23 protein-coding genes are annotated in these 22,113 nt (G+C 34.3%); 15 read left to right on the plus strand and 8 right to left on the minus strand.

Annotated features, from left to right (window positions below; all coding sequences use genetic code 11):
- Positions 1 to 97: 97 nt before the first annotated feature.
- The 4 genes from hemF to Q0838_RS08745 are packed head-to-tail and all read right to left on the minus strand — an operon-like array spanning position 98 to position 3,487.
- Positions 98 to 1,000 carry an oxygen-dependent coproporphyrinogen oxidase gene (gene hemF / locus Q0838_RS08730; protein WP_298953628.1) on the minus strand — a complete coding sequence of 301 codons (903 nt, stop codon included), beginning with the start codon at positions 998 to 1,000 and terminating at the stop codon, positions 98 to 100.
- Complete coding sequence (locus Q0838_RS08735) at positions 997 to 1,803, minus strand: EI24 domain-containing protein (RefSeq protein ID WP_298953630.1); 807 nt, start codon at positions 1,801 to 1,803, stop codon at positions 997 to 999. Before Q0838_RS08735 ends, hemF begins: the two co-directional genes overlap by 4 nt.
- A gap of 9 nt (positions 1,804 to 1,812) precedes the next feature.
- A complete protein-coding gene (gene hemE, locus Q0838_RS08740) occupies positions 1,813 to 2,838 on the minus strand; it encodes a uroporphyrinogen decarboxylase (RefSeq protein ID WP_298953633.1) in 1,026 nt (341 codons plus the stop codon).
- Positions 2,831 to 3,487: a uroporphyrinogen-III synthase gene (locus Q0838_RS08745; protein ID WP_298953636.1), complete on the minus strand. Its 657-nt coding sequence runs from the start codon at positions 3,485 to 3,487 to the stop codon at positions 2,831 to 2,833. The genes hemE and Q0838_RS08745 overlap by 8 nt, the downstream gene beginning before the upstream one ends.
- 359 nt (positions 3,488 to 3,846) lie before the next feature.
- Between Q0838_RS08745 and Q0838_RS08750 the strand changes: the two genes are divergently transcribed.
- The 10 genes from Q0838_RS08750 to Q0838_RS08795 all read left to right on the plus strand — a co-directional run bounded on the left by Q0838_RS08750 (position 3,847) and on the right by Q0838_RS08795 (position 12,042).
- Entirely contained in the window at positions 3,847 to 4,437 is a 591-nt protein-coding gene (locus Q0838_RS08750; protein WP_298953639.1) for a Crp/Fnr family transcriptional regulator, read from the plus strand.
- Between the two features lie 48 nt (positions 4,438 to 4,485).
- Positions 4,486 to 5,361, plus strand: a complete 876-nt coding sequence (locus Q0838_RS08755; protein WP_298953642.1) for a DUF1732 domain-containing protein — start codon at positions 4,486 to 4,488, stop codon at positions 5,359 to 5,361.
- A complete protein-coding gene (gene gmk / locus Q0838_RS08760; RefSeq protein WP_298953645.1) occupies positions 5,361 to 5,960 on the plus strand; it encodes a guanylate kinase in 600 nt (199 codons plus the stop codon). The genes Q0838_RS08755 and gmk overlap by 1 nt, the downstream gene beginning before the upstream one ends.
- The gene (gene nadD / locus Q0838_RS08765; protein WP_298953648.1) at positions 5,944 to 6,534 is read left to right on the plus strand and encodes a nicotinate (nicotinamide) nucleotide adenylyltransferase; all 591 of its coding nucleotides are present in this window, start codon (positions 5,944 to 5,946) and stop codon (positions 6,532 to 6,534) included. The genes gmk and nadD overlap by 17 nt, the downstream gene beginning before the upstream one ends.
- Positions 6,535 to 6,630: 96 nt before the next feature.
- On the plus strand, positions 6,631 to 7,284 hold the full coding sequence (locus Q0838_RS08770) for a metal-dependent transcriptional regulator (RefSeq protein ID WP_298953651.1): 654 nt from the start codon (positions 6,631 to 6,633) through the stop codon (positions 7,282 to 7,284).
- Positions 7,284 to 8,075, plus strand: coding sequence for a transporter (locus tag Q0838_RS08775; protein ID WP_298953654.1), 792 nt, complete (start codon positions 7,284 to 7,286; stop codon positions 8,073 to 8,075). The genes Q0838_RS08770 and Q0838_RS08775 overlap by 1 nt, the downstream gene beginning before the upstream one ends.
- Before the next feature lie 50 nt (positions 8,076 to 8,125).
- Complete coding sequence (locus tag Q0838_RS08780) at positions 8,126 to 9,034, plus strand: zinc ABC transporter substrate-binding protein (RefSeq protein WP_298953657.1); 909 nt, start codon at positions 8,126 to 8,128, stop codon at positions 9,032 to 9,034.
- A complete protein-coding gene (locus Q0838_RS08785; protein WP_298953660.1) occupies positions 9,034 to 9,771 on the plus strand; it encodes a metal ABC transporter ATP-binding protein in 738 nt (245 codons plus the stop codon). The genes Q0838_RS08780 and Q0838_RS08785 overlap by 1 nt, the downstream gene beginning before the upstream one ends.
- A gap of 4 nt (positions 9,772 to 9,775) precedes the next feature.
- Entirely contained in the window at positions 9,776 to 10,888 is a 1,113-nt protein-coding gene (locus Q0838_RS08790; protein WP_298953663.1) for a metal ABC transporter permease, read from the plus strand.
- The gene (locus Q0838_RS08795) at positions 10,882 to 12,042 is read left to right on the plus strand and encodes a metal ABC transporter permease (RefSeq protein WP_298953696.1); all 1,161 of its coding nucleotides are present in this window, start codon (positions 10,882 to 10,884) and stop codon (positions 12,040 to 12,042) included. The genes Q0838_RS08790 and Q0838_RS08795 overlap by 7 nt, the downstream gene beginning before the upstream one ends.
- A 196-nt stretch (positions 12,043 to 12,238) precedes the next feature.
- Here the strand turns inward: Q0838_RS08795 and Q0838_RS08800 are convergent, their stop codons facing one another.
- From Q0838_RS08800 to Q0838_RS08810, 3 genes are all read right to left on the minus strand, one after another.
- Positions 12,239 to 12,550 carry a hypothetical protein gene (locus tag Q0838_RS08800; protein WP_298953665.1) on the minus strand — a complete coding sequence of 104 codons (312 nt, stop codon included), beginning with the start codon at positions 12,548 to 12,550 and terminating at the stop codon, positions 12,239 to 12,241.
- A gap of 470 nt (positions 12,551 to 13,020) precedes the next feature.
- Positions 13,021 to 13,788: an enoyl-CoA hydratase-related protein gene (locus tag Q0838_RS08805; protein WP_298953668.1), complete on the minus strand. Its 768-nt coding sequence runs from the start codon at positions 13,786 to 13,788 to the stop codon at positions 13,021 to 13,023.
- 135 nt (positions 13,789 to 13,923) lie between these two features.
- On the minus strand, positions 13,924 to 14,559 hold the full coding sequence (locus Q0838_RS08810; RefSeq protein ID WP_298953671.1) for a ComF family protein: 636 nt from the start codon (positions 14,557 to 14,559) through the stop codon (positions 13,924 to 13,926).
- Positions 14,560 to 14,819: 260 nt separating this feature from the next.
- Here Q0838_RS08810 and Q0838_RS08815 point away from each other — a divergent pair, with 260 nt between their 5' ends.
- The 4 genes from Q0838_RS08815 to Q0838_RS08830 all read left to right on the plus strand — a co-directional run bounded on the left by Q0838_RS08815 (position 14,820) and on the right by Q0838_RS08830 (position 19,335).
- On the plus strand, positions 14,820 to 15,701 hold the full coding sequence (locus Q0838_RS08815; RefSeq protein ID WP_298953674.1) for a hypothetical protein: 882 nt from the start codon (positions 14,820 to 14,822) through the stop codon (positions 15,699 to 15,701).
- A gap of 143 nt (positions 15,702 to 15,844) precedes the next feature.
- Positions 15,845 to 16,591: a glycosyltransferase family 2 protein gene (locus tag Q0838_RS08820; protein WP_298953677.1), complete on the plus strand. Its 747-nt coding sequence runs from the start codon at positions 15,845 to 15,847 to the stop codon at positions 16,589 to 16,591.
- Positions 16,592 to 16,685: 94 nt separating this feature from the next.
- Positions 16,686 to 17,705, plus strand: coding sequence for a hypothetical protein (locus Q0838_RS08825; RefSeq protein ID WP_298953680.1), 1,020 nt, complete (start codon positions 16,686 to 16,688; stop codon positions 17,703 to 17,705).
- A gap of 82 nt (positions 17,706 to 17,787) precedes the next feature.
- Positions 17,788 to 19,335, plus strand: coding sequence for a glycine--tRNA ligase (locus Q0838_RS08830; RefSeq protein ID WP_298953683.1), 1,548 nt, complete (start codon positions 17,788 to 17,790; stop codon positions 19,333 to 19,335).
- Between the two features lie 341 nt (positions 19,336 to 19,676).
- Here the strand turns inward: Q0838_RS08830 and Q0838_RS08835 are convergent, their stop codons facing one another.
- Positions 19,677 to 20,114: a hypothetical protein gene (locus Q0838_RS08835; RefSeq protein ID WP_298953686.1), complete on the minus strand. Its 438-nt coding sequence runs from the start codon at positions 20,112 to 20,114 to the stop codon at positions 19,677 to 19,679.
- Positions 20,115 to 20,303: 189 nt separating this feature from the next.
- On the opposite strand from Q0838_RS08835, the gene Q0838_RS08840 reads away from it, so the two are divergent.
- On the plus strand, positions 20,304 to 20,900 hold the full coding sequence (locus Q0838_RS08840) for a CvpA family protein (RefSeq protein ID WP_298953689.1): 597 nt from the start codon (positions 20,304 to 20,306) through the stop codon (positions 20,898 to 20,900).
- Positions 20,901 to 22,113: the final 1,213 nt, after the last annotated feature.

Here is a 22,113-nt window from a genome sequence, read left to right on the forward strand (position 1 = left end):
ATATTAGCACAAAATTGACTAAACACGATTATTATTATATCGCTAACCAAATTTTGATAAAACCTTAAACCCATTTAAAGACTGGATTTATCATATTCTAAAGCCAATTCACTGGTGTTTTTAATACCTTAAGTAATTTTTCTTCGTCACTGCCAGCATCAGGTTGGTGATCATAAACCCATTGCACATGTGGTGGCAGGCTCATTAAGATACTCTCAATACGACCGTTTGTTTTAAGACCGAAGAGTGTTCCTTTATCATGTACTAGATTGAATTCCACGTAGCGGCCGCGTCGTATTTCTTGCCAGTTGCGTTGTTCTTCTGTATAAGATAAACTTTTTCTTTTTTCTACTATAGGGATATAAGCTTCTAGAAAATGGCTGGCCATATCTATTTGAAAAGCAAGCCAGTCCTGCATGGTGAATTTTTCTGATTCTTTACAATAATCATAAAATAAACCACCTATCCCACGAGCCTCATCACGATGTGAGTTGTGAAAATAGGCATCACACTTCTCTTTAAAAAGAGCGTAGTCTGCAATTTCATGACGGTCACATACGTCTTTACATACCTGATGGAAATGACGAGCATCTTCTTCAAACAGGTAATAAGGAGTCAGATCCAGCCCACCACCGAACCAGGAGTCTACTATCGTGCCTGACTGATCATACATTTCAAAATACCTAAAATTTGCATGTACAGTAGGTATCATAGGGTTCTCTGGATGCAATACCAGACTTAAACCAGTGGCAAAGAAATTACAATCTTTTACTTTAAAATAGGTTTGCATTGCTGGTGGTAAGTCACCATGAACGGCACTTATGCTCACACCACCTTTTTCAAATACATTACCATTTTGAATAATGCGAGAAAAACCGCCGCCGCCTTCTTTGCGGTGCCACTCATCTTGATGAAAGGTTGCGCCACCATCTATTGCTTCTAATTTTGATGTAATGGTATTTTGAAGTTCTACTATAAAGGAGTAAAATTGATCTTTCACGATTCTAGTTTTGGAGTGTGTGATTGTTCTAACTGTTGCTGTTTACTTTTTACCAGCATTTTACGTTCTCTTAATAATTCTAGTGTTATTTTACTAGCTGATGTAACTGCAACTGGTAAAACGAGTATTATACCTATAACAGGCAGGAATAACATTCCCATAAATACGATGCCATTTCCTACGGCATAACCACGACTTTGTTTAACAAAATTAACACTGTCTCTATAGGTATAATGACGTTCTAAAGTGTAATCCATATTACCAAAACCTGCATAATACGCCTGTACTAAAAAGAGTAAAGGTGTGGTGATGAAATTAACCCCTGGAATGAACGATAAAAAGAGAAGAGGTATACTGATAGAAATTTCGTAAAGTAAATTTCTTATGTTAATACGTAAACCTCGCATTAACTGTTCAGTGTTACTAGTTTTACGATGTTTAATATCGTCATGTAAATCTGGATAGAGGTGTTTTTCAATACGCTCTGACACAGGTGACATAAAAGGCGCGCTTAACGCCATAACTACGTGTTTATATAATATAAATCCTAAAATGGCTATCGCTAGTCCACCTATCCATGTCGCTATTTCGGTAAATGTTTCTTTACCCCATTCCCAAAACCATATTCCAGCGATAAAACGGCCTAAGTTATCTGATAGACCGTAAATAGCTAGAAATATACATGCTCCAAAAAGTAAACTTATACCCATAGGAACTAGAAAAAATGACCAGAGTTTTAATTCATTGATCAGTTTAAAACTGTCTTTATAGGCTTGCAGTCCTTTCAGGATATTTTTAAGCATAATTATATATTATTGTTCATATTCCTTTACAGCATCTACAAATGCTTGTGCGTTCTCTACAGGTATGTTAGGTAATATACCATGACCTAAGTTAGCAATAAAACGATCCTTACCGAATTCATTAATCATTTGCGTTACCATTTTCTTAATCTCGGCAGGTGGTGAGAATAATCTAGATGGGTCAAAATTACCTTGTAAAGTTATTTCTCCACCAGAAAGGTAACGAGCATTTCTTGCACTACAAGTCCAGTCTACACCTAGTGCGCTTGCACCACTCTTTGACATATCATTAAGTGCAAACCAGCACCCTTTACCGAAAACGATAACCTCTGTATGTGGTTTAAGAGCGTCTACTATTTGCTGGATGTATTTCCATGAGAATTCTTGATAATCTGTAGGAGATAACATGCCGCCCCAAGAGTCAAAAACTTGTACAGCATTCACACCGTGATTTACCTTTTCTTTTAAATAAGCGATAGTAGTGTCTGTAATTCTTTGAAGTAATACATGTGCAGCCTCTGGTTGGGTAAAACAAAATTCTTTTGCCTTGTCAAAGTTTTTACTTCCCTGTCCTTGTACACAATAACAAAGAATAGTCCATGGAGAACCTGCAAAGCCTATTAAAGGAACTCTATTATCTAGTACTTTTTTAGTCATGTCTATGGCCTCATATACATAACTTAAAGTATCTTTTACATCTGGCACTACCACGCGCTCTAGATCTTTTACAGACCTTATAGGATTAGGTAGCCACGGTCCTATACCGTTTTTCATCTCTACATCTATGTTCATTGCTTGCGGTATGACAAGAATGTCAGAAAATAGAATAGCCGCATCTGGACCTATTTGATCTATGGGCATTACCGTAATTTCTGTGGCTAGTTCTGGAGTTTGACATCTAGTAAAAAAATCATATTTTTCTTTAAGCTTCATGAAGTCAGGTAGGTACCTGCCTGCTTGTCTCATCATCCATACTGGTGGACGTTCTACGGTTTCACCTTTTAATGCTCTTAAAAAAAGATCGTTCTTAATCATTACGTAATGCTTTTATTGCTGTTATCAATGTGTTTTCTATAGTCTGCTTATTTGCGATTACTATATTTTTAAAATAGAGTCTTGCAGTGGTGGCGGTTGTATCTCCTATACAAACTGCTATTAGAGTTTTGTTGTTAGGGTTCGCTTTCGCGAAAGCGTGCACACCACGAGGGCTATAGAAAGCTATAGCTGCAAAAATACGATCAAAGGTTTTCACGACCGCAATAGATCTATAGGCAAAAACTTCTTTTAAAGGTATTTTTTTATCTAGAAAGAACGCAGGAAGTTCATCCCGACGTTGCTCGCTGCACAAATAATAATAATCTTGATTACTGTAATGTGAAGTTAATTCTATGGCAAGTTCTACTGCATTTTGTGCAATATATTTAGGCTGGAGACCATTTTCTTGCAACAATGCAGCGGTTTTATTACCCACACAGTAAATGTTTTGAATTAGGCTCAAATAAGGTAATATCGCTGGGATTGCGTTTTTACTAGTTATAATTATATGGTCCCAAACAACGTTCTCCTTTAGAATTACATATTCTGTTTTTAAAATATCGTATTGTGTTAATCCTATTCCTGTATTAAGAACTAATTCTTGTTGGGCAGGTGTAATTATTTTAGTGGAGAGTAGGGAATTGTTCATAAAAAGCAACAATATATTATTTTAGAACGGTTTAAACTTCTTTTGAGCTAAAAGTTATTTTTTTACCATTTCAAATATATTGTCGGTATTCTCTATTTTTAGTAAATTTGCTCCCTTATTTTATGAGAGTAATCTAGTGTGTTTTAGGATAATTAGTTATTTTTACCTGATCATCTGCATATTTTTTAACCTTATGGATGCGATAATTGTTTTTGTTTATATCTTTAAAAATAAGATATTTATGAAGTTTAATTAATATTGAAAGCGTTCATTTTTACTTTGTAAGGTCTGGAGTTTTGTGCTTAAATAAATTTTATCCATATTTACTTGTTAACGAGTAAATTAATTAAATTCGTATTATGGAATTACCATCGTTTTTATATGATTTAACTGGAGAAGGTGATAAACCTTCATTGGAATATGCTAATCAAATTTTTAGCATGCTCGAAGTGATTAAGGTACGTAAAAAACAGGTTTTACTTCATTTAGGTGAGGTGGCTGACTGTATCTTTATCGTTAAATCAGGCATACTTAAAGGTAGTATTATTGATGAGTTGGGTGCCTTACATACCGTGCGATTTGTTGCAGATGGTAATGTTATGGCTTCTATGTATAGTTTTATAGATCAAAAACCATCTGATCTTCAAATTACCTGTATAGAAGCAGGTGAGGTGTTGTGTTTTAAATATCAAGATTTTGAATACATGAGTAAGCTGTATTCTGGTCTGTCACCAGCTTTTCACAAGATTATGTTGAAAAGATATCATGACATGGTAGATGAGAAATCTAGAATGATTAGTCACGATGCTACTACTCGATATCTTAAATTTATCGAGCGCTATGCGCCTATAGAAGATAGGTTACCGCTCAAAGAGATAGCGTCCTTTTTAGGTATAAGACAGCAGTCTTTAAGTAGATTACGTGGTAAAATGGATGAAACTAGTAGTTAAACCATAATCCTTTACTTAATTGTTATCTTTGTAGAAAAAAAGTAGAGAATGGTTACTTCTATGACTGGCTACGGTAAAGCAGTCGATCAATTATCAGATAAAAAAATAACTATAGAGATAAGAACTCTTAATAGTAAAAATTTAGACCTTAACATAAGAATCAGTTCTCTATTCAGACAGCAAGAGTTGCCTTTAAGACAGCTAGTTGCAAAATATTTATCAAGAGGTAAAGTAGATTTTTCTGTCCATATAGAGCAAACAGGTATAGCGGCCACTTCAAAACTTAATCTAGAGGTAGTAGAAGGTTACATGAAGCAAATGGCACAATTAGACGGCGTTTCATATGATAGTCCAGAGCATAAATTACAATTGCTAGAAATGGCCACTAGATTTCCAGATGTTTTTTCTCAAGAAAGCAAAGAAGTAGCAAAGGAAGATGTCGCTGTTATTCAACAAGTTGCTTTAAAGGCTATTGCGGCAGTTAATGATTTTAGAAAAGAAGAAGGTAATGTGCTAGAGATAGAATTCAATAAGCGTATCACTAATATTAAAGTTCTTCTTAGCCAGGTGATAGAAGAGGATAAAGAGAGACTCGCTAGCGTAAGAACAAGACTTGAAAAAGCAGTATCTGATCTAAAAGAGTCGGTTGATCAAAATAGATTTGAACAAGAACTTATCTATTACCTAGAAAAATATGATATTACAGAAGAAAAGGTGCGTTTAGAAAATCATTTGAACTACTTTATTGAGACCATGGGTATTACAGAATCTCAGGGTAAGAAATTAGCTTTTATATGCCAGGAGATAGGTAGGGAAGTAAATACAATAGGTAGTAAAGCTAATGATGCTAGCATGCAACAGCTAGTGGTTCAAATGAAGGACGAGCTAGAGAAAATAAAAGAACAACTGCTTAACGTATTATAATGGAAGTATTACCTAAACTAATTGTTTTTAGTGCTCCTTCTGGTGCTGGTAAAACCACCCTAGTAAGACACTTACTGAATCAAGAAGAGCTTAACCTCGCTTTTTCTATAAGTGCCGCTTCTCGAGAGCCTCGAGATGGAGAGGTTCATGGAAAAGATTATTATTTCCTAGGTACTCATGAATTTAAAAATAGAATTAGAGCAAATGACTTTCTTGAATTTGAAGAGGTTTATAAAGATCAGTTTTACGGGACTCTTATAGAAGAAGTAGAAAGACTTTGGGCACAAGGTAAGCATGTTATATTTGATATAGATGTGGTAGGTGGTCTGCGTTTAAAGAAAAAATTTCCTAATCGTAGCCTTGCTATCTTTGTTAAACCACCTTCTATTAATGAGTTGCAAATACGTCTTAAAAAACGTAAAACAGAAACTGCAGAGAAAATTGCTATGCGAGTAGCAAAGGCTAGTACTGAAATGGCGACAGCACCACAATTTGACGTTATTATCGAGAACGACGATCTCGATGCGGCAAAGTTAAAAGCGTTTCAAACAGTTCATGAGTTTATAAATAAAGAAGTCAGTGATGACGAAGAGGAGTAAGATAGGTCTATACTTCGGTACGTTTAATCCTATACACATAGGGCATCTAGCTATTGCAAATTATCTAGTTGAAAATAGCGATCTAGATGAAATTTGGATGGTGGTTACACCTCATAATCCGCATAAAAAAAAGAAGACATTGTTAGATGACTACCAGCGTTTACATATGGTGCATCTTGCTACAGATAATTATGATAAGATAAATGCAAGTAATATTGAGTTTAACTTACCACAGCCTAATTATACGGTAAATACTCTCGCATATCTTTCAGAAAAGTATCCTACAAAGGATTTTACTCTTATAATGGGAGAAGATAATTTGAAAAGTTTACATAAATGGAAGAATTATCAAGTAATTCTAGAAGATTATAGCATCATAGTTTATCCTAGAGTTTCATCTGGTGATGTTCCTGAGCAGTTTGTAAATCACCCCAAGATCACCCTTATTCCAGCACCTATTATGGAGATTTCTTCTACCATGATACGCAATGGTATTGCGTCAGGTAAAGATTTGAGATATTTTATGCACCATGATGTGCAAAAATATGTGGAAGAAATGCATTTCTATGAATAGATTAAATTTTTATGTTTGATTTTTCTTTTAACTAAATTTTTAGACAAGACTAAAAATTAATTTACCTATATCAAATAAAAACTTTACCTTTACCGCATGCATTCCATATCTGAAGAAAATTATATTAAAGCTATTTACCATCTACAAGGTGGTAAGGCTCTAGTGTCTACTAATGAAATAGCAGGGCGCATGAATACAAAAGCGTCATCTGTAACGGACATGCTTAAAAAGTTAGCAGATAAAAATCTAGCAGAATATGTTCCTTATAAAGGTGCGAGACTTACTGATAAAGGAGTACTATGTGCAAATCAAATCATTAGAAAACACAGATTATGGGAAGTGTTTCTAGTCGAGAAGTTAGACTTTTCATGGGATGAGGTCCATGAAGTAGCAGAGCAGCTGGAACATATTCAATCACAAAAGCTTATTGATCAAATCGATAAACATCTCGGTTTTCCTAAAAAAGATCCACATGGAGATCCTATTCCTGACCGGCATGGAAATTATGAAAAGACCAATAAAACCGTTCTTTCTAAACTTAAAAAAGGTGATAAAGGTACCTTAATCGGTCTGATAGACTCCTCAAAAAATTTCTTGAAATATCTAGATAAGCAACATATGAAACTAGGTACTCATATAGAAATTGTCGATTTTGAAGAATTTGACCTTTCCTATACCATTAAAGTAAATGGAGCTGAACTACAAATATCAAAACTAATATCTGATAATCTTTATATTAAATTGAACTAATGAAAAGAATAACACTTACACTAATTGCCCTTGTATCTTCTAGCGTTGCAGTGGCTCAAACCGAAGAAATAGGAGCGCTTGTAACTGACAGACCAGACGCAACAGAATCTGCTAATACGGTTAGAAAAGGGTTTCTTCAAATAGAAACAGGTGGTTTTTATACAGAAAGTGAAGATAATGACTTAAAAACTAAAGAAATTACTTATAGTACAACATTACTACGCTACGGCCTTTTAGATAATTTTGAATTGAGATTAGGATTAGATTATCGCAACACAGAATTTGAATCTAATGGAGAGCGTCAAGGTGATGATTTAAATGGAACATCTCCATTACTATTAGGTGCAAAAATAGGTATTGCCCAAGAAAAAGGATGGATGCCTAAAATTGCTTTACTAGGACATTTAACCCTTCCTTTTACTGCAGGATCTGACTATATACCAGAGAATACAGGAATAGATTTCAGATTTGCATTTGATCATACACTTTCAGATCGTTCTGGAATCGCATATAATGTAGGTGCAAAACTTAGTCCAGAAAACCCTGAACTTGCTTACATCTATACTATTTCTTATGGATATGATTTATTTGATAAAGTTGGATTTTATGCAGAGTTGTACGGAGATTTCCCTGAAGATTCTAAGGCAAATCATCTTTGGGATGCAGGTTTAACTTATTTAGCAAACGATGACTTACAATTTGATATAACTGTCGGAACAGGTATTACTTCAGATATTCAGAATATTTTATTAAGTGCAGGTTTAAGTTATAGAATTAGAAATAATAAATAAATTATTAGTGTTTCCGCTTTCGCGAAAGCGGAACATTTAAAATTTACAACATGAAAAAAATAGTATTCCTCTTAACAGTCTTATCGATAGTGAGCTGTGGAGAAAAAAAACAAGATAACGGTAAGTTGCAAGTTGTGACAACTACTACCATGATTACCGATCTAGTAGAAAATATAGGTGGTGATCTTATCGATGTAAATGGTTTAATGGGTAGTGGTATAGACCCTCATTTATATAAAGCAAGTCAGGGCGATGTGAGAAAACTGGACGGTGCAGACGTTATTTTTTACAACGGTTTGCATCTAGAAGGTAAACTGGTAGAGGTTTTTGAAAAAATGAATGAGCAAGGTAAAACTACTATCGCGATAAGTGATGGAGTGTCTGAGAAGTCTCTTATAGGTAGCGAGTATTTTGCAAGTAATTATGATCCGCATATATGGTTTGATCTGACTTACTGGAATAAAATTACATACTATGTAACTGAAAAACTTATTGAACTAGATCCAGAAAACAAACTAGCTTATGAAGCAAACCGAGATGCTTATCTAGTTAAATTAATAGACCTAACAGCTGCTTTAAACGTAAAGATACAAGAACTTCCTAAGGAGCGTCGTATTCTAGTAACTGCTCATGATGCCTTTAATTATTTTGGTAGAACATTTGATTTTGAAGTAGTAGGCCTGCAAGGAATATCTACTGCAACAGAGGCTGGTGTTAAAGACGTTCAACGCATTACAGATTTTATAATAGAAAATAAAATTAATGCGGTATTTATAGAAAGTAGTGTCCCTAGACGTACGGTAGAGGCTTTACAAGCTGCTGTTAAAGCACAAAATCATGATGTGAAGATAGGTGGAGAGCTTTTTAGTGACGCATTAGGTAGTGCTGGAACGGTAGAAGGTACATATATAGGTATGTATAAACATAACGTGAGTACTATTGTAAACGCACTTAAATAATGGAACAGAAAATAGCAGTAGCGGTAGATGATCTTACGGTGGCTTATAACTATAAACCAGTCCTATGGGATATAGATTTATCTATTCCAGAAGGTGTGTTAATGGCTATAGTAGGTCCTAATGGTGCAGGAAAATCTACGTTGATAAAATCTATTCTGGGTATTATAGACCCTATTGCAGGTTCTGTTGCTGTTTATGGTAAACCTTATAAGAAGCAACGCGATAAAGTAGCTTACGTGCCACAAAAAGGTAGTGTGGACTGGGATTTTCCTACGACAGCACTAGATGTGGTCATGATGGGTACTTATGGCGCTCTAGGCTGGATTAAAAGACCAGGCGCAAAACAAAAAAAACAAGCTCTAGAAGCGCTCGAGAAAGTAGGAATGCTTGCTTTTAAAGGTAGGCAGATATCACAATTATCTGGTGGGCAGCAGCAACGTATATTTTTAGCTCGTGCATTAGTTCAAAATGCAGCTATCTATTTTATGGACGAGCCTTTTCAAGGTGTTGATGCTACTACTGAAATTGCGATCATTAATATCTTAAAAGAACTGAGAAAAGCTGGTAAAACGGTAATAGTCGTGCACCATGATTTACAGACGGTTCCTGAATACTTTGACTGGGTTACTTTTTTAAATGTAAAGCATATTGCTACAGGTCCTGTAAAAGATATTTTTAATGATGATAATCTAACAAAGACGTATGGTATCAATTATAAAGTAGCTGTACAAAAATAACTAGATGGAATTAATAGATTTCTTTACAGATTATACGTTGCGTACTATAACGCTAGGTACGGCTGTTCTAGGTGCTATTTGTGGTATGCTAGGTAGCTTTGCTGTTTTGAGAAAACAAAGCTTATTAGGAGATGCGATTTCTCATGCCGCGTTACCAGGTATCGCGCTAGCCTTTCTATTTACTGGATTAAAGGATTCTAACGTTCTTCTTTTGGGCGCTTTAATCAGTGGTTTTATAGGTACCGTATGGATACGTGGAATAGTTACTAAAACACATCTTAAAACAGATACAGCTTTAGGTCTTATTTTGAGTTTGTTCTTTGGCTTTGGAGAATTGGTTTTAAGTTATTTAAAGAAACAACCAGATGCAAATCAGGCAGGGTTAGATAAGTATTTATTCGGGCAGGCGGCTACACTTGTGCAAAGCGATGTGATTGTTATGATTATTGTGACAGGTATAAGTCTTGTCGTAATGTTGCTATTCTGGAAAGAATTTAAACTCTTGTTATTTGATAAGAATTATGCCATGACTCTAGGTTTTAATACACGATTCATAGATGGATTGATCAGTTTTTTTATTGTATTAGCTATAGTTATAGGTTTACAAACGGTAGGTGTTGTTTTAATGAGTGCTATGTTACTCGCTCCAGCAGCAGCGGCAAGACAGTGGACTAATAGTCTTGGTACGATGGTGATTCTAGCAGCTGTATTTGGTACTTTTTCTGGTGTTTTTGGTACAGGAATAAGTGCTAGTTATAACAACCTATCTACTGGTCCAGTGATTGTTTTAGTTGCCGCAGTTTTTGTAGGAGTGTCATTTATTTTTTCTCCTAGTCGTGGTGTTTTATTTAAACAAATACGTTTGATAAGAAACCGTAGAGATTTAGAGTTAAAAAAGACTTTGTATTTTATGTATGGTATTGTAGAAAAGCATGAGGATATTTCCAGACCTCACTCTATTAAAATATTAAATGGTTTCCAAGGTTTTACAAGAGGTACTTTAAAAACGCTGTCAGATAAGAGCTGGATAACCATAAAAGGACAAGACTGGTCACTAACAGAAGAAGGTTTTCAAACTGCAGCAAATTTGTATAACACTAATATGCCTGAATCATGAATGCAGAATTAGCTATTATCTTAATTGCTTGCCTTACTGCTGTAGCTTGTGCTATACCAGGTGTGTTCTTAGTTTTACGTAAAATGGCGTTAATAAGCGACGCGATAAGTCACTCTATTCTTCCAGGTATAGTAATAGGATTTTTTATTACAGAAGACCTTGCCTCACCATGGTTGATATTGCTTGCCGCATTCAGTGGTATTATAACTGTTGTGCTGGTAGAAGCTATTCAAAAAACCGGTTTAGTAAAAGAAGATACAGCGATAGGACTCGTATTCCCAGCCTTATTTAGTATAGGGGTTTTATTAATTGCTATTTATGCAAACGATATTCATCTAGATACCGATGCCGTATTAGTAGGTAGACTGGAATATGCCGCCTTTGATAAGTTAATGATAGATCATGTAAGCTATGGGCCTAAAAGTATGTGGACCATTTCTATAACTCTAGTAATAACGCTAGCTCTATTATTTGCTTTTTATAAAGAATTGAAATTAAGCACGTTTGATATAGGATTGTCATCTGCTTTAGGTTTTTCTCCTGTGGTATTACATTATGGATTAATGAGTGTTGCGTCAGTAACTACAGTGGTTTCTTTTGATGCAGTAGGAGCTATTCTTGTAGTCGCATTAATGATTGCACCAGCTGCAGCCGCTTATTTACTGACTACAGATTTAAAAAAGATGATCGTCTTGTCCATTCTTTTTGGAATCATGAGTGCTATAGGCGGTTATTATTTTGCAGTATGGTTAGATGCTTCTATAAGCGGCTCTATCACAACAGTCTTAGGGTTAATTTTTTTACTAGTTTATCTTTTTGCACCGACTAAAGGGTTGATAGCGGTTCTATTTAGACAGAAAAGGCAGCGTACAGAAGTTTCTTTATTGACATTCTTACTTCATCTTAATAATCATGATAGTATAGAAGAAAGAAGAGTTGCGCACTTACATGAACATATCAATTGGGGTAAAGTACGTGCTAAAACGGTTCTTGAATTAGCACAAAAAAACAACATGATTACCATGCAAGATGAGGTGGTTTCTCTCACTAACAAAGGTCTTAAGTTTACGGAGAAAGCACTAGATTATATCATCACTAATAAAGATGAACAAATCGAAGATATGAAGGATGATTTCTTCTTGTTTAGAGGATAAATTGTGATTGACGATTACTTAATAATATTTTTTACTTTGTCTATAAAATATTTTATACCAGTTATATGTTGACTCAAGTATATTTTTTCGTTAGAATTTAGACTTAAAATATACTTAGCGCTCCAATGACTTAATTCGACCTGTTTTATTTCAGTCCAAAGAAATGTCTTACTCTTTTTTCCTGATATGCTCACTGTTATTTCATTCTTGTCATAGAGAACATGATGATTTTTACTCCAAGAATATATCCAATATCCCGTACCAAAAAAAATATCAAAAGTCCAAACATTATTATCATTCCATCTTTTGAATAGTCTTCAATAATTAAAAACAGAATAGGCATCGACCACCCCAAAAACATACAGGTTAATCCGAGTAATTTAAACATTGAATTCATTCGTAAAACCGTTTTACCACCAACTTCTATGGGTTGTTCAAGTGTTTTTTTAGTAATGTGTTTGAGAAAGGCTCCAACAATAATTACTATCAGAATGTTTAATAAATACATATTTTAAGAATAAACGTTCAATATAATTAGATACGGAATTAATTCCGCCCCTTATGATGCGCGATACACGCTTATGTTTGGCAAAACCTATAATTTTCTATTGATCCTATAATTAATGGAACTTTTAATCACCAAAACTAACGGAACTAAAATACCGTATGCTATGACCTGTATGACAATGCCTTCTCCTATAATCTGACCTATTCAAAAAAAAAATATTACTGTTGCAATTACAAACCACAGCATAAACCTAAAACCGCTACGCATATACTTTTTGTCTCGCTTATAGTCACTGAAATAAGCTAAAGCGATAAATATAAAAGCTGGTGAAAGTAGAAGAGGTAAAAGATTTAGTAAAAGAGAATTCATGGTTAAGTCTGAGCTTAAATATCATAATAATTTTTCCATTTTAATCAAAAAAAGAGCAAAAATTAATTTTGCCCTTTGTGTTTAATATAAAAATTCTATTTCTAGAACTGTGCCTTACGTTTCTCAAGAAAGGCTGTTGTTCCTTCAGTAAACTGTTCTGTGCCAAAACAAGATCCGAAGTTATCGATCTCCACCTGGTAGCCATCAGTACCATCTATGTAACTAGCGTTAACCGCATCTATGGCAGCGCTTATAGCCATCGGGCTGTTTTTAATAATCTTAGAGGCTAGTTTTTCACAAGTAGGGATTAATTCTTCTAGAGTCACTACACGATTTACAAGTCCATAAGAAAGAGCTGTGTCAGCATCTATCATTCCTGCAGTCATTATCATTTCCATAGCGCGACCTTTACCTACTAGTTGTGGTAAACGCTGTGTCCCACCATAGCCAGGGATCACACCTAGAGATACTTCTGGAAGTCCTAATCTAGCGTTACCGCTAGCTACTCTAAAATGAGCTGCCATAGAAAGCTCAAGACCACCACCTAACGCAAAACCATTAATGGCAGCAATAACAGGTGTAGAGCAATTCTCGATAGCATCAAATAATGATTCCTGACCTTTACCAGCCAGTCTCTTTCCTTCTTCTGGAGAGAAGTCTGCAAATTCTGAAATATCAGCTCCAGCCACAAATGCCTTTTCACCACTTCCAGTAAGAATGATAACACGTGTGTTAACGTCCTCTTCGGCAGTAGATATAGCCTGGCTCAATTCTTCAATGGTCTCTTTATTGAGAGCATTTAATTTTGTAGGTCTATTTATGGTTATGGTTGTAATTTTATTTTCTGTAGCAACTAGAATATTGTTCATAGTAAATGTTTAAAAACAAAAGTAAAAAGAATATTAAAGCCATGATTAAAGAAAATCATAAGTTTCTAGTCGCAAAAATCTACCTCTCTCTCTCAATAATCTTAAATCAAGCATAAAGAGTGTAATATTTTTTCTCTACACAGATATGGCCATCGTAGCGATGGAGATCTTTATATCAGGATTTTTGTGTAGTTCTTTGGCACAAAGCGTTAATGTCGTTCCAGTAGTAATTACATCGTCTACCAGTAAAACATGAGTGCCTGGTGCAATTTTCTCAACTAGTTCATAAGGAGATTGCGTCTCGTCACTACGCTTTACTTGTCCTAATTGAGCTTGATTTATGGTATTACGGTTTTTTATGAGTACGCTTTCGCGAAAGCGAGCACCCAAAACAACTGCTAGTTCTTTTCCAAAACCATCTACCTGATTATATCCTCTTTTTGCGCGTCGTTTGGGATGTACAGGAACAGGAATTACTAGATCTATGTTTTTAAAAGCAGGATCTTCCTTAAGATTGGTAGCAAGCCATTTTCCCAAAAAAGGACTTACCTCTTCATGACCATTATATTTCAATTGATAGATTAACTGTTGTACCACACCTATTTTTTCATAATAAAATAGACTGGTGGCAGTCTCGATATTTACCCTAGCAAAGAAAAGTTCTTTTACTTTATCGTCTTTTTGTAAATGATTGAGAGATGTTGGGATTTCAGCACGGCAGGTGGTGCAAATGATTTGTTCTCCAGTCGTTAAGATACCGTTGCAGCCCATACAGACCACAGGAAAAAACAAGTTAATAAAATCAGAAATCCACCTCAGAATAAATTATTTTAGCCTTTTTTATCTCAATTGTAAATTTAGTGTAAATGAACGGTATGGATATGAAGTTAGGGAAGTAAAAGAAAATTATCGTGCTTAATCAAGACTGCGCGATAATTTTTTAACCAACTTAAACTTTAAAGCAACCCATTTATAACCGATATTTATAATTGAAATAGGTATTATTACGTTCTAAAGATAAACAACCCAACATGGCACAGCAAAAAGATAACCGAATATTTAAAATTTTACTAGCAGTTTTACTCTTGGCACTCATAGGATTAGGAGGTTGGTCTTATAGTAATTATCAAGAAAATGAAGGTATTAAGGTAGCTTTAAATGATGAGAAAGCACAAATTCAAAAAGAACTAGAGAACATCTCTACAGAGTATGATCTAGAAATAGAAAAAGGTAACGCGCTCAATGCAGACCTGGTAGACGCACGAGATCGCATCGCAAGACTAGTGGATAGTGTCGGTAAATTAGAAACAGATGTAAGAGTGCTGTCTAGAATGCGTGCCGAATTATCTAATATTAGAAAAGAGCGTGATTTATTGCAGGATAGAATACATACTCTAGAAATAGTGAATCAAAATCTTGCCATGGTGAACGATAGTACGTTATCTGCTTTAAACAGTGAGATTTTAAAAAACCAAGATCAAAATTCTACCATAGAGAACATGAATGCAGACATGGCTCGTGCAGCCGCGTTAATACCTACTAACTTTAAACCAGTAGGAATTATAGTAAGAAGTTCAGGTAAGCAAATAGAAAACGATAGAGCGCGTAGAGTAGATGATATAAAAGTATGTTTTACACTGCCAGAAAATCCACTTGCTAGTACTGGAGTCACTTCTTTTTACCTGCAAGTAATAAACCCAGAGAACAATGTTTTAGGACTCAATAAAAAACAAATGTTTGATGGTCAGGAATTGACTTATTCTAAAGTGATACAATTTAATTACAAAGGTAAAGAACTAGATATATGTGATGTACTAGGAGCAGATGAAGATAATATAGTTAAAGGAAATTATAGAATTAACCTTTACAACGGTCCTATACGTGTGAGTAGTAATGAGATCACACTGAGGTAATTTTAAAATGCAATGATATTTTAAAGGTGTAATGATTTATTACACCTTTTTTATTTTCTAAAGATTAAATTTCGCTTTTTCCTAAGAAGAACAAGAATACACTTATTTTGTTATTTTTGATTTTCAACTAACCATCCAAAGATTTGATAAACAGCCTTAAAGTAATAGTAGTTCTTCCTGCTTATAATGCATCAAAGACACTCGAGAAGACCTATAGAGAGATTCCGTTTGATATAGTAGATGAGGTTATTCTAGTAGATGATTTTAGTACAGATAATACCAGTGTTCTAGCTACACAATTAGGTATAAAGCATGTGATACGACATGATGTAAACAAAGGCTATGGTGCAAATCAAAAATCATGTTATCATAAAGCATTAGAACTAGGAGCAGACATTATTATCATGTTGCACCCAGATTATCAATACACGCCTAAGTTGATACACTCTATGTCTTATTTAATCGCAAACGATGTGTACAAGGTGGTTCTAGGCTCTCGTATTTTAGGTAAAGGCGCTTTAAATGGTGGTATGCCTATTTATAAATACATAGCAAATAGATTTTTGACGGCATTTCAAAATATCTTAATGTATCAAAAATTAGCAGAATATCATACGGGATATCGAGCTTTTTCTAAAGAAATATTTGATAAAATAGACATCGATAAAAATTCTGATGACTTTGTTTTTGATAACCAGATGCTGGCTCAAATATGTATGGTAAATTATGAAATCGCCGAAATTACTTGTCCTACAAAGTATTTTGAAGAAGCTTCTTCTATAAATTTTGCAAGAAGTACCAAGTATGGTTTTGGAGTTTTAGGAACTTCGATTCAGTATTTTTCACATCGTATTTTAAAGATTAAGTCAAAGATTTTTACAAATGACTAAAAACCTTGCGGTATCCATACTGATATTTATCAACTCTCTTTTTTGTTTAAAATATCTTGAAAGAGTTACTGAGTTCTATGTGTTAATAACAGTTTTGTATCTTGTAATACAAGTTTTATTAGTATCGCAAGGATATCGTTTTTTTAATCTTAAAATAGTTAGAAGGATAGTATATGCATCAATTATAGTCATACCTATTCTTATTAGTATTACAAGTTTTTTGGTTATTCAGCCAGAAGATTTAAATGTGGATAGGTGGAGTGTTATAGATTCTTTTCTTACAGAACTTTTTAAAGGGAATTATCCTTACAAGGCTACTTCTCATGTTGGAAACTATCCTGGGCCGATGCCTTTTTACTTCATTATAGCGATTCCTTTTTTCTTATTTAAATTGTACAGTCTGTTGAGTCTTGCAGGATTTATTCTTTTGGGATTATTTAATAGAATAGATAGTAAGAAATATCAATCCTACTTAATAATGGCAATATTATCAGTACCTATGTTATGGGAGGTAATGACTTTGAGTAATATAATAACTTATAGTTCTATGGTAGTTATTGGTCTATATTACTTTGATAAATCGCTAGTAGGGAATGGTAAAAGATTACTGCTGCTATCCATAGTTTTAGGTTTTTTATTATCTACACGTAGTGTTTTTTCATTAGCATATATTGTCTTTTTTCTTTCTTATTTAACCACCAAAACTCTCCGTCTTAAAGAGTTTTTAAAGTATACTTTTTTTGTGCTTATTACATTTAGTTTGACCTTTTTACCATTGATAATAGCATTTCCAGATCAGTTTTTAGAAATGAATCCTTTTATTATTCAATCTTCGTTTTTATTACCTCAAAAATATATGCCTGTGTTATTTGCTACGGCATTTTTACTAGGATGGAAAGCGAGAAATTCTCAAAATAGATTTCTTTTTTCAGGCTATGTCCTTTTCTTTAGTATATTGTTTTATGCTTTTTATGTAGTCTATAAACACGGCTTGTCGAGTGCCTTTTTTAATAGTTTTGTGGATATTTCTTATTTTTTATTTTGTGTTCCTTTTCTATTGCTAGGTTTAAATAAAGATTTTGATAAATCAACAGTTTTAGATACTAGTAAATAATTGATTTTTTTTCTCGCTTTCGCGAAAGCGAAATACACAAAATCACAACGTTAACTAATCACATTTTTTTACATTTGCAGCTATGGCAAAGAACAACGACCAAGATCAGTTTAAGAAAGTACTCTCTCATGCAAAGGAGTACGGATATGTATTTCAATCTAGTGAAATCTACGACGGTTTAAGTGCTGTTTATGATTATGGACAGAATGGAGTGGAGTTAAAGAAAAACATCAGAGAATACTGGTGGCAAGCGATGACTCAATTAAATCAAGATATAGTAGGTATAGATACGGCGATATTTATGCACCCTACGGTATGGAAAGCCTCTGGTCACGTAGATGCTTTTAACGATCCATTGATCGATAATAAGGATTCTAAAAAACGTTACCGTGCAGACGTGCTCGTAGAGGACTACTGTGAGAAACATTTACAGAAGGCAAATAAAGAAATAGCTAAGGCGGCAAAACGTTTTGGCGAAGACTTTGACGCAAAAATGTATGCTGAGACTAATCCGCGTGTGGTGGGTTACATGAAAAAAGCTACAGAGCCTACCGCTAGACTAGCCCAATTGCTAGAGGCTGAAGATCTAGAAGGTGTAAAAGCTTTAATAGAAGAACTAGAAATAGCAGACCCTGATACAGGTTCTAAAAACTGGACAGATGTGCGTCAGTTCAACCTTATGTTCGGTACTAAAATAGGTGCTAGTGCAGACACTGCTACAGATTTATTTCTTAGACCAGAAACGGCTCAAGGTATTTTTGTAAACTTCTTAAATGTACAGAAATCTGGTCGTATGAAGATTCCTTTTGGGATTGCACAGACTGGCAAAGCTTTTAGAAACGAGATCGTTGCGCGTCAGTTCATTTTCCGTCAGCGAGAATTTGAACAAATGGAGATGCAATATTTTGTAAAGCCAGGCACAGAATTAAAGTGGTTTGAGATATGGAAAGAAAAGCGCATGGCATGGCACAGATCTTTAGGAATGGGTGATGAGAATTACCGTTTTCACGATCATGAAAAAATGGCTCATTATGCAAACGCTGCGACTGATATCGAATTTGACTTCCCATTTGGTTTTAAAGAATTAGAAGGAATTCACTCGCGTACAGACTTTGATTTAAAAGCACATGAAGAGCATAGTGGTAAAAAACTACAGTTCTTTGATCATGAAGATAACAAGAATTATGTTCCTTATGTTCTAGAGACTTCTATAGGTCTAGATAGAATGTTTCTTGCTGTGTTTTCTAATTCTCTAGTAGATGAGAAACTAGAAGGTGGTGGCGAGCGTACAGTTCTTAAATTACCTGCGGTTCTTGCTCCTGTAAAAGCAGCTATTTTACCTTTATTAAAGAAAGATGGATTACCAGAAATAGCAAACGAGATCGTAGACGAATTAAAATGGTCTATGAATGTAGCTTATGAAGAAAAAGATTCCATAGGTAAACGATATGCGCGTCATGATTTAAACGGTACACCATATTGTGTAACGATAGATCACGATACTAAAGAAGATCATGCGGTAACGGTAAGAGATCGCGATACCATGACACAAGAACGTGTAGCGATTAAAGATCTTAAAAATTACCTAGAGTCGCGTGTTAGTATGAGTGAGTGGTTAAGAAAGATCTAATTATATATCACTTATTATGATTAAAAGAATTGTAAATAGTGAAACGTTGACTAATGTGTTATGGTTAATTTTTGGACTGTTAACAGGATTAAAATACTTAGAAGAACAACAATACTTTATCTCTGGAACTTGTTTTTTAATAGGACTGTTTTCGGGCTATAAAGTCTTGAAATCCTTATTTAGGAAAAATGATATAAAGAAGGAATAAGACTCATATGTTTTATTGATCGGTAAACGGTTATTTTATCACTCAGAGAAATTAATTAGAAATAAAAAACGGCACAGATTTTAAAATCTATGCCGTTTTTTTCGTTTTAGATAGGGTAGTGCTGTGTCAGTTCTTATGGAATAATCTCATCTAGAACGACACATAATTCACCTTCTAGGCCATTTGTTGTTACTACGTCAAATCTGAATTCGTCTCCTACTGCAGTTCCAGATCGCGGACAGGTTACAGCAACTGTATAATTTGTGTTATTTATACCTAGCGTACCACTGGCACTAGTGTTAGCCGTTACTGCTGTAGTAAGTAACCATATATTACCAGGGTTAGTTGTTTCATAAATCTCTATTTCTGGTATACCACTGCCGCCACCGTTAAGAAAAAGTTCGGTAGTTAATTGTGATTCTGGGATAAGTGGTTGTGTAGTACCGTCAAAGAAGGTTAGACCTTCAAAGGTGCATACATTTTGATTGTCAGACATTCCATCATCATTATCACAACTAAAAAGTAGGATGGATATGAAAATTATAAGGGATGTTTTAAATAAATCTTTCATGTGTAAGTTTATTAAATGAATATGTAATTGAGATGTGGAAATTAATTATAACCAGACGGTTAATCTATACTTAATAGATATAGACTCACCCTCGCACTATGAAAGGCACATTTGATTAGTTAAACCGTCTGGAAAGAATCTCGTGGGTCTATGAGTTTGCTTAACCACATTTTTAATTAACTTAGCAAGATGAATTGGTTAGATATAATTATTTGCATTTTTTTATTAATAGGGCTTTATAAAGGTTATTTAAATGGCTTTTTTGTAGAACTTACATCTTTAATAGCACTAGTAGCAGCTATTTATGGCTCTATTTATTTTTCTAACTATGCTGGGGACTGGTTGCGGGAACAAGTGCAATGGGATGACGTATACATTACTATCGCTAGTTTTATAATTACATTTCTGGTCATTATATTTGTAATTACCTATGTAGGTAAATTAATTACTAAGGTGCTTAAAACTGTTAACCTTAGTTTTATTAATAAACTTGCTGGTGCAGCCTTTGGTATTGTGAAAATGGGATTTTTAGCTAGTGTGATTTTGATGTTTATTAATTCAGCTAGTCGCGAGTTCCATATTATGGATAGAGATATTAAAGAGCAGAGTATCGTTTATGAACATGTAGAACCACTTGCTCCATTTTTATTGCCTAAAATTCTTGAAGAGGCAGACCGTGTAGATAGAAAATTTCGTGGTGAAGAAGCCGTAGAAATTAACAAAAATGAAAATCAAGAAAAGAACCTAGAGCAATCTCAAGACTCTACAGGTTTTAATATATTCTAAATTTTTAGGGTTAAATAGTAGACTGATTTTATTCCGCTTTCGCGAAAGCGGAACTTTCAAAACGATTTAAATCAGTAATTTAAAATTACGACATGGTTTTAGAAAATCAAGTAGTATGTTATAAATATTACTATGATGAAGGCGATAACTATTTTTTAGCATCTGCTTTACTAACTTTTTCATTAACGAGTGGTGATACAGAAATAGTGATGCTACACTAAATGAAGTACGTGTTGCTAGCGAGGTCTGGTACGTAGATTTAAACAGCACATAAGGAACACCTCATTTTGCCATTTATGACTGGAGCGTTTACGTTAAGTTTTGATTTTGGAACTGTGTATGCAAATAATAACCTAGTAGGGTAGGAAGTGCCGGCGCAGCTTTAGGAATAGATGTAGGTTCTTATAATGTGGTTATTAATCAACCTTCTATTTTACACGATATAGATGGGTTGCATGATTTTGAAGTAATAGTCAGGGCATAGGACAGATTAGATTCCATAGATTCATATAACAATACGAGATATTTTCTAGTCGGTCAGGATAGGGTAATTTTGATTACGATGAGTTGTTTTATGATTATGTTTAAAATGTTTTACATGAATATAAAGCTAGATAAAGAGGTATATCAGTAATGTGGGTGCTATCAATGATTTTGATAGAGAAAACTATCTGAGATTTTTCCCAGCAATTAATGAAAATATTTTTTGAATGTTCTCAAGATAGAAATGGACTTAATTCAGGTGGTTTGTTTTGGTGTTTTAGCGATGATTTTACCGTTTGCGATCAGTCTCTTGGAAGTATTAACAAGCAATTAACGTTGAGTTATGATTTTATATGGAACGATTATTTCGATCTTTGTACCGTGATTGATAGGATCATAGAATTGTATCCTATCGATAGTGAGACTACCTATAGATTTAAAGGTCTTGGCTAGATACAATTTAAAAAGGCCTCTAGCGTTAATAGTATAAAGAATAGAATGTTCGATTATAATCGAGCAATGGAAAATAAAAAATAATCAGGTAGAACTGATTTAAGATTTGGTTGGTTGGAAGCCGCCTGTGGAGCATTCTTTGCTCGCAGGCGGTTTTTTTTATCATGTTTCCATTCCCTAACACTAAAGAGAGCGGAAAAATTTATTTTTTATTAGGATTATGAGAAACCTCACCTTTTAGGGCTGGTGAAAAGGTTTGGGTTTGATGTTTCTATTT

The organism is uncultured Nonlabens sp., from assembly GCF_947495285.1.
In the GTDB taxonomy this organism is placed as follows: domain Bacteria; phylum Bacteroidota; class Bacteroidia; order Flavobacteriales; family Flavobacteriaceae; genus Nonlabens.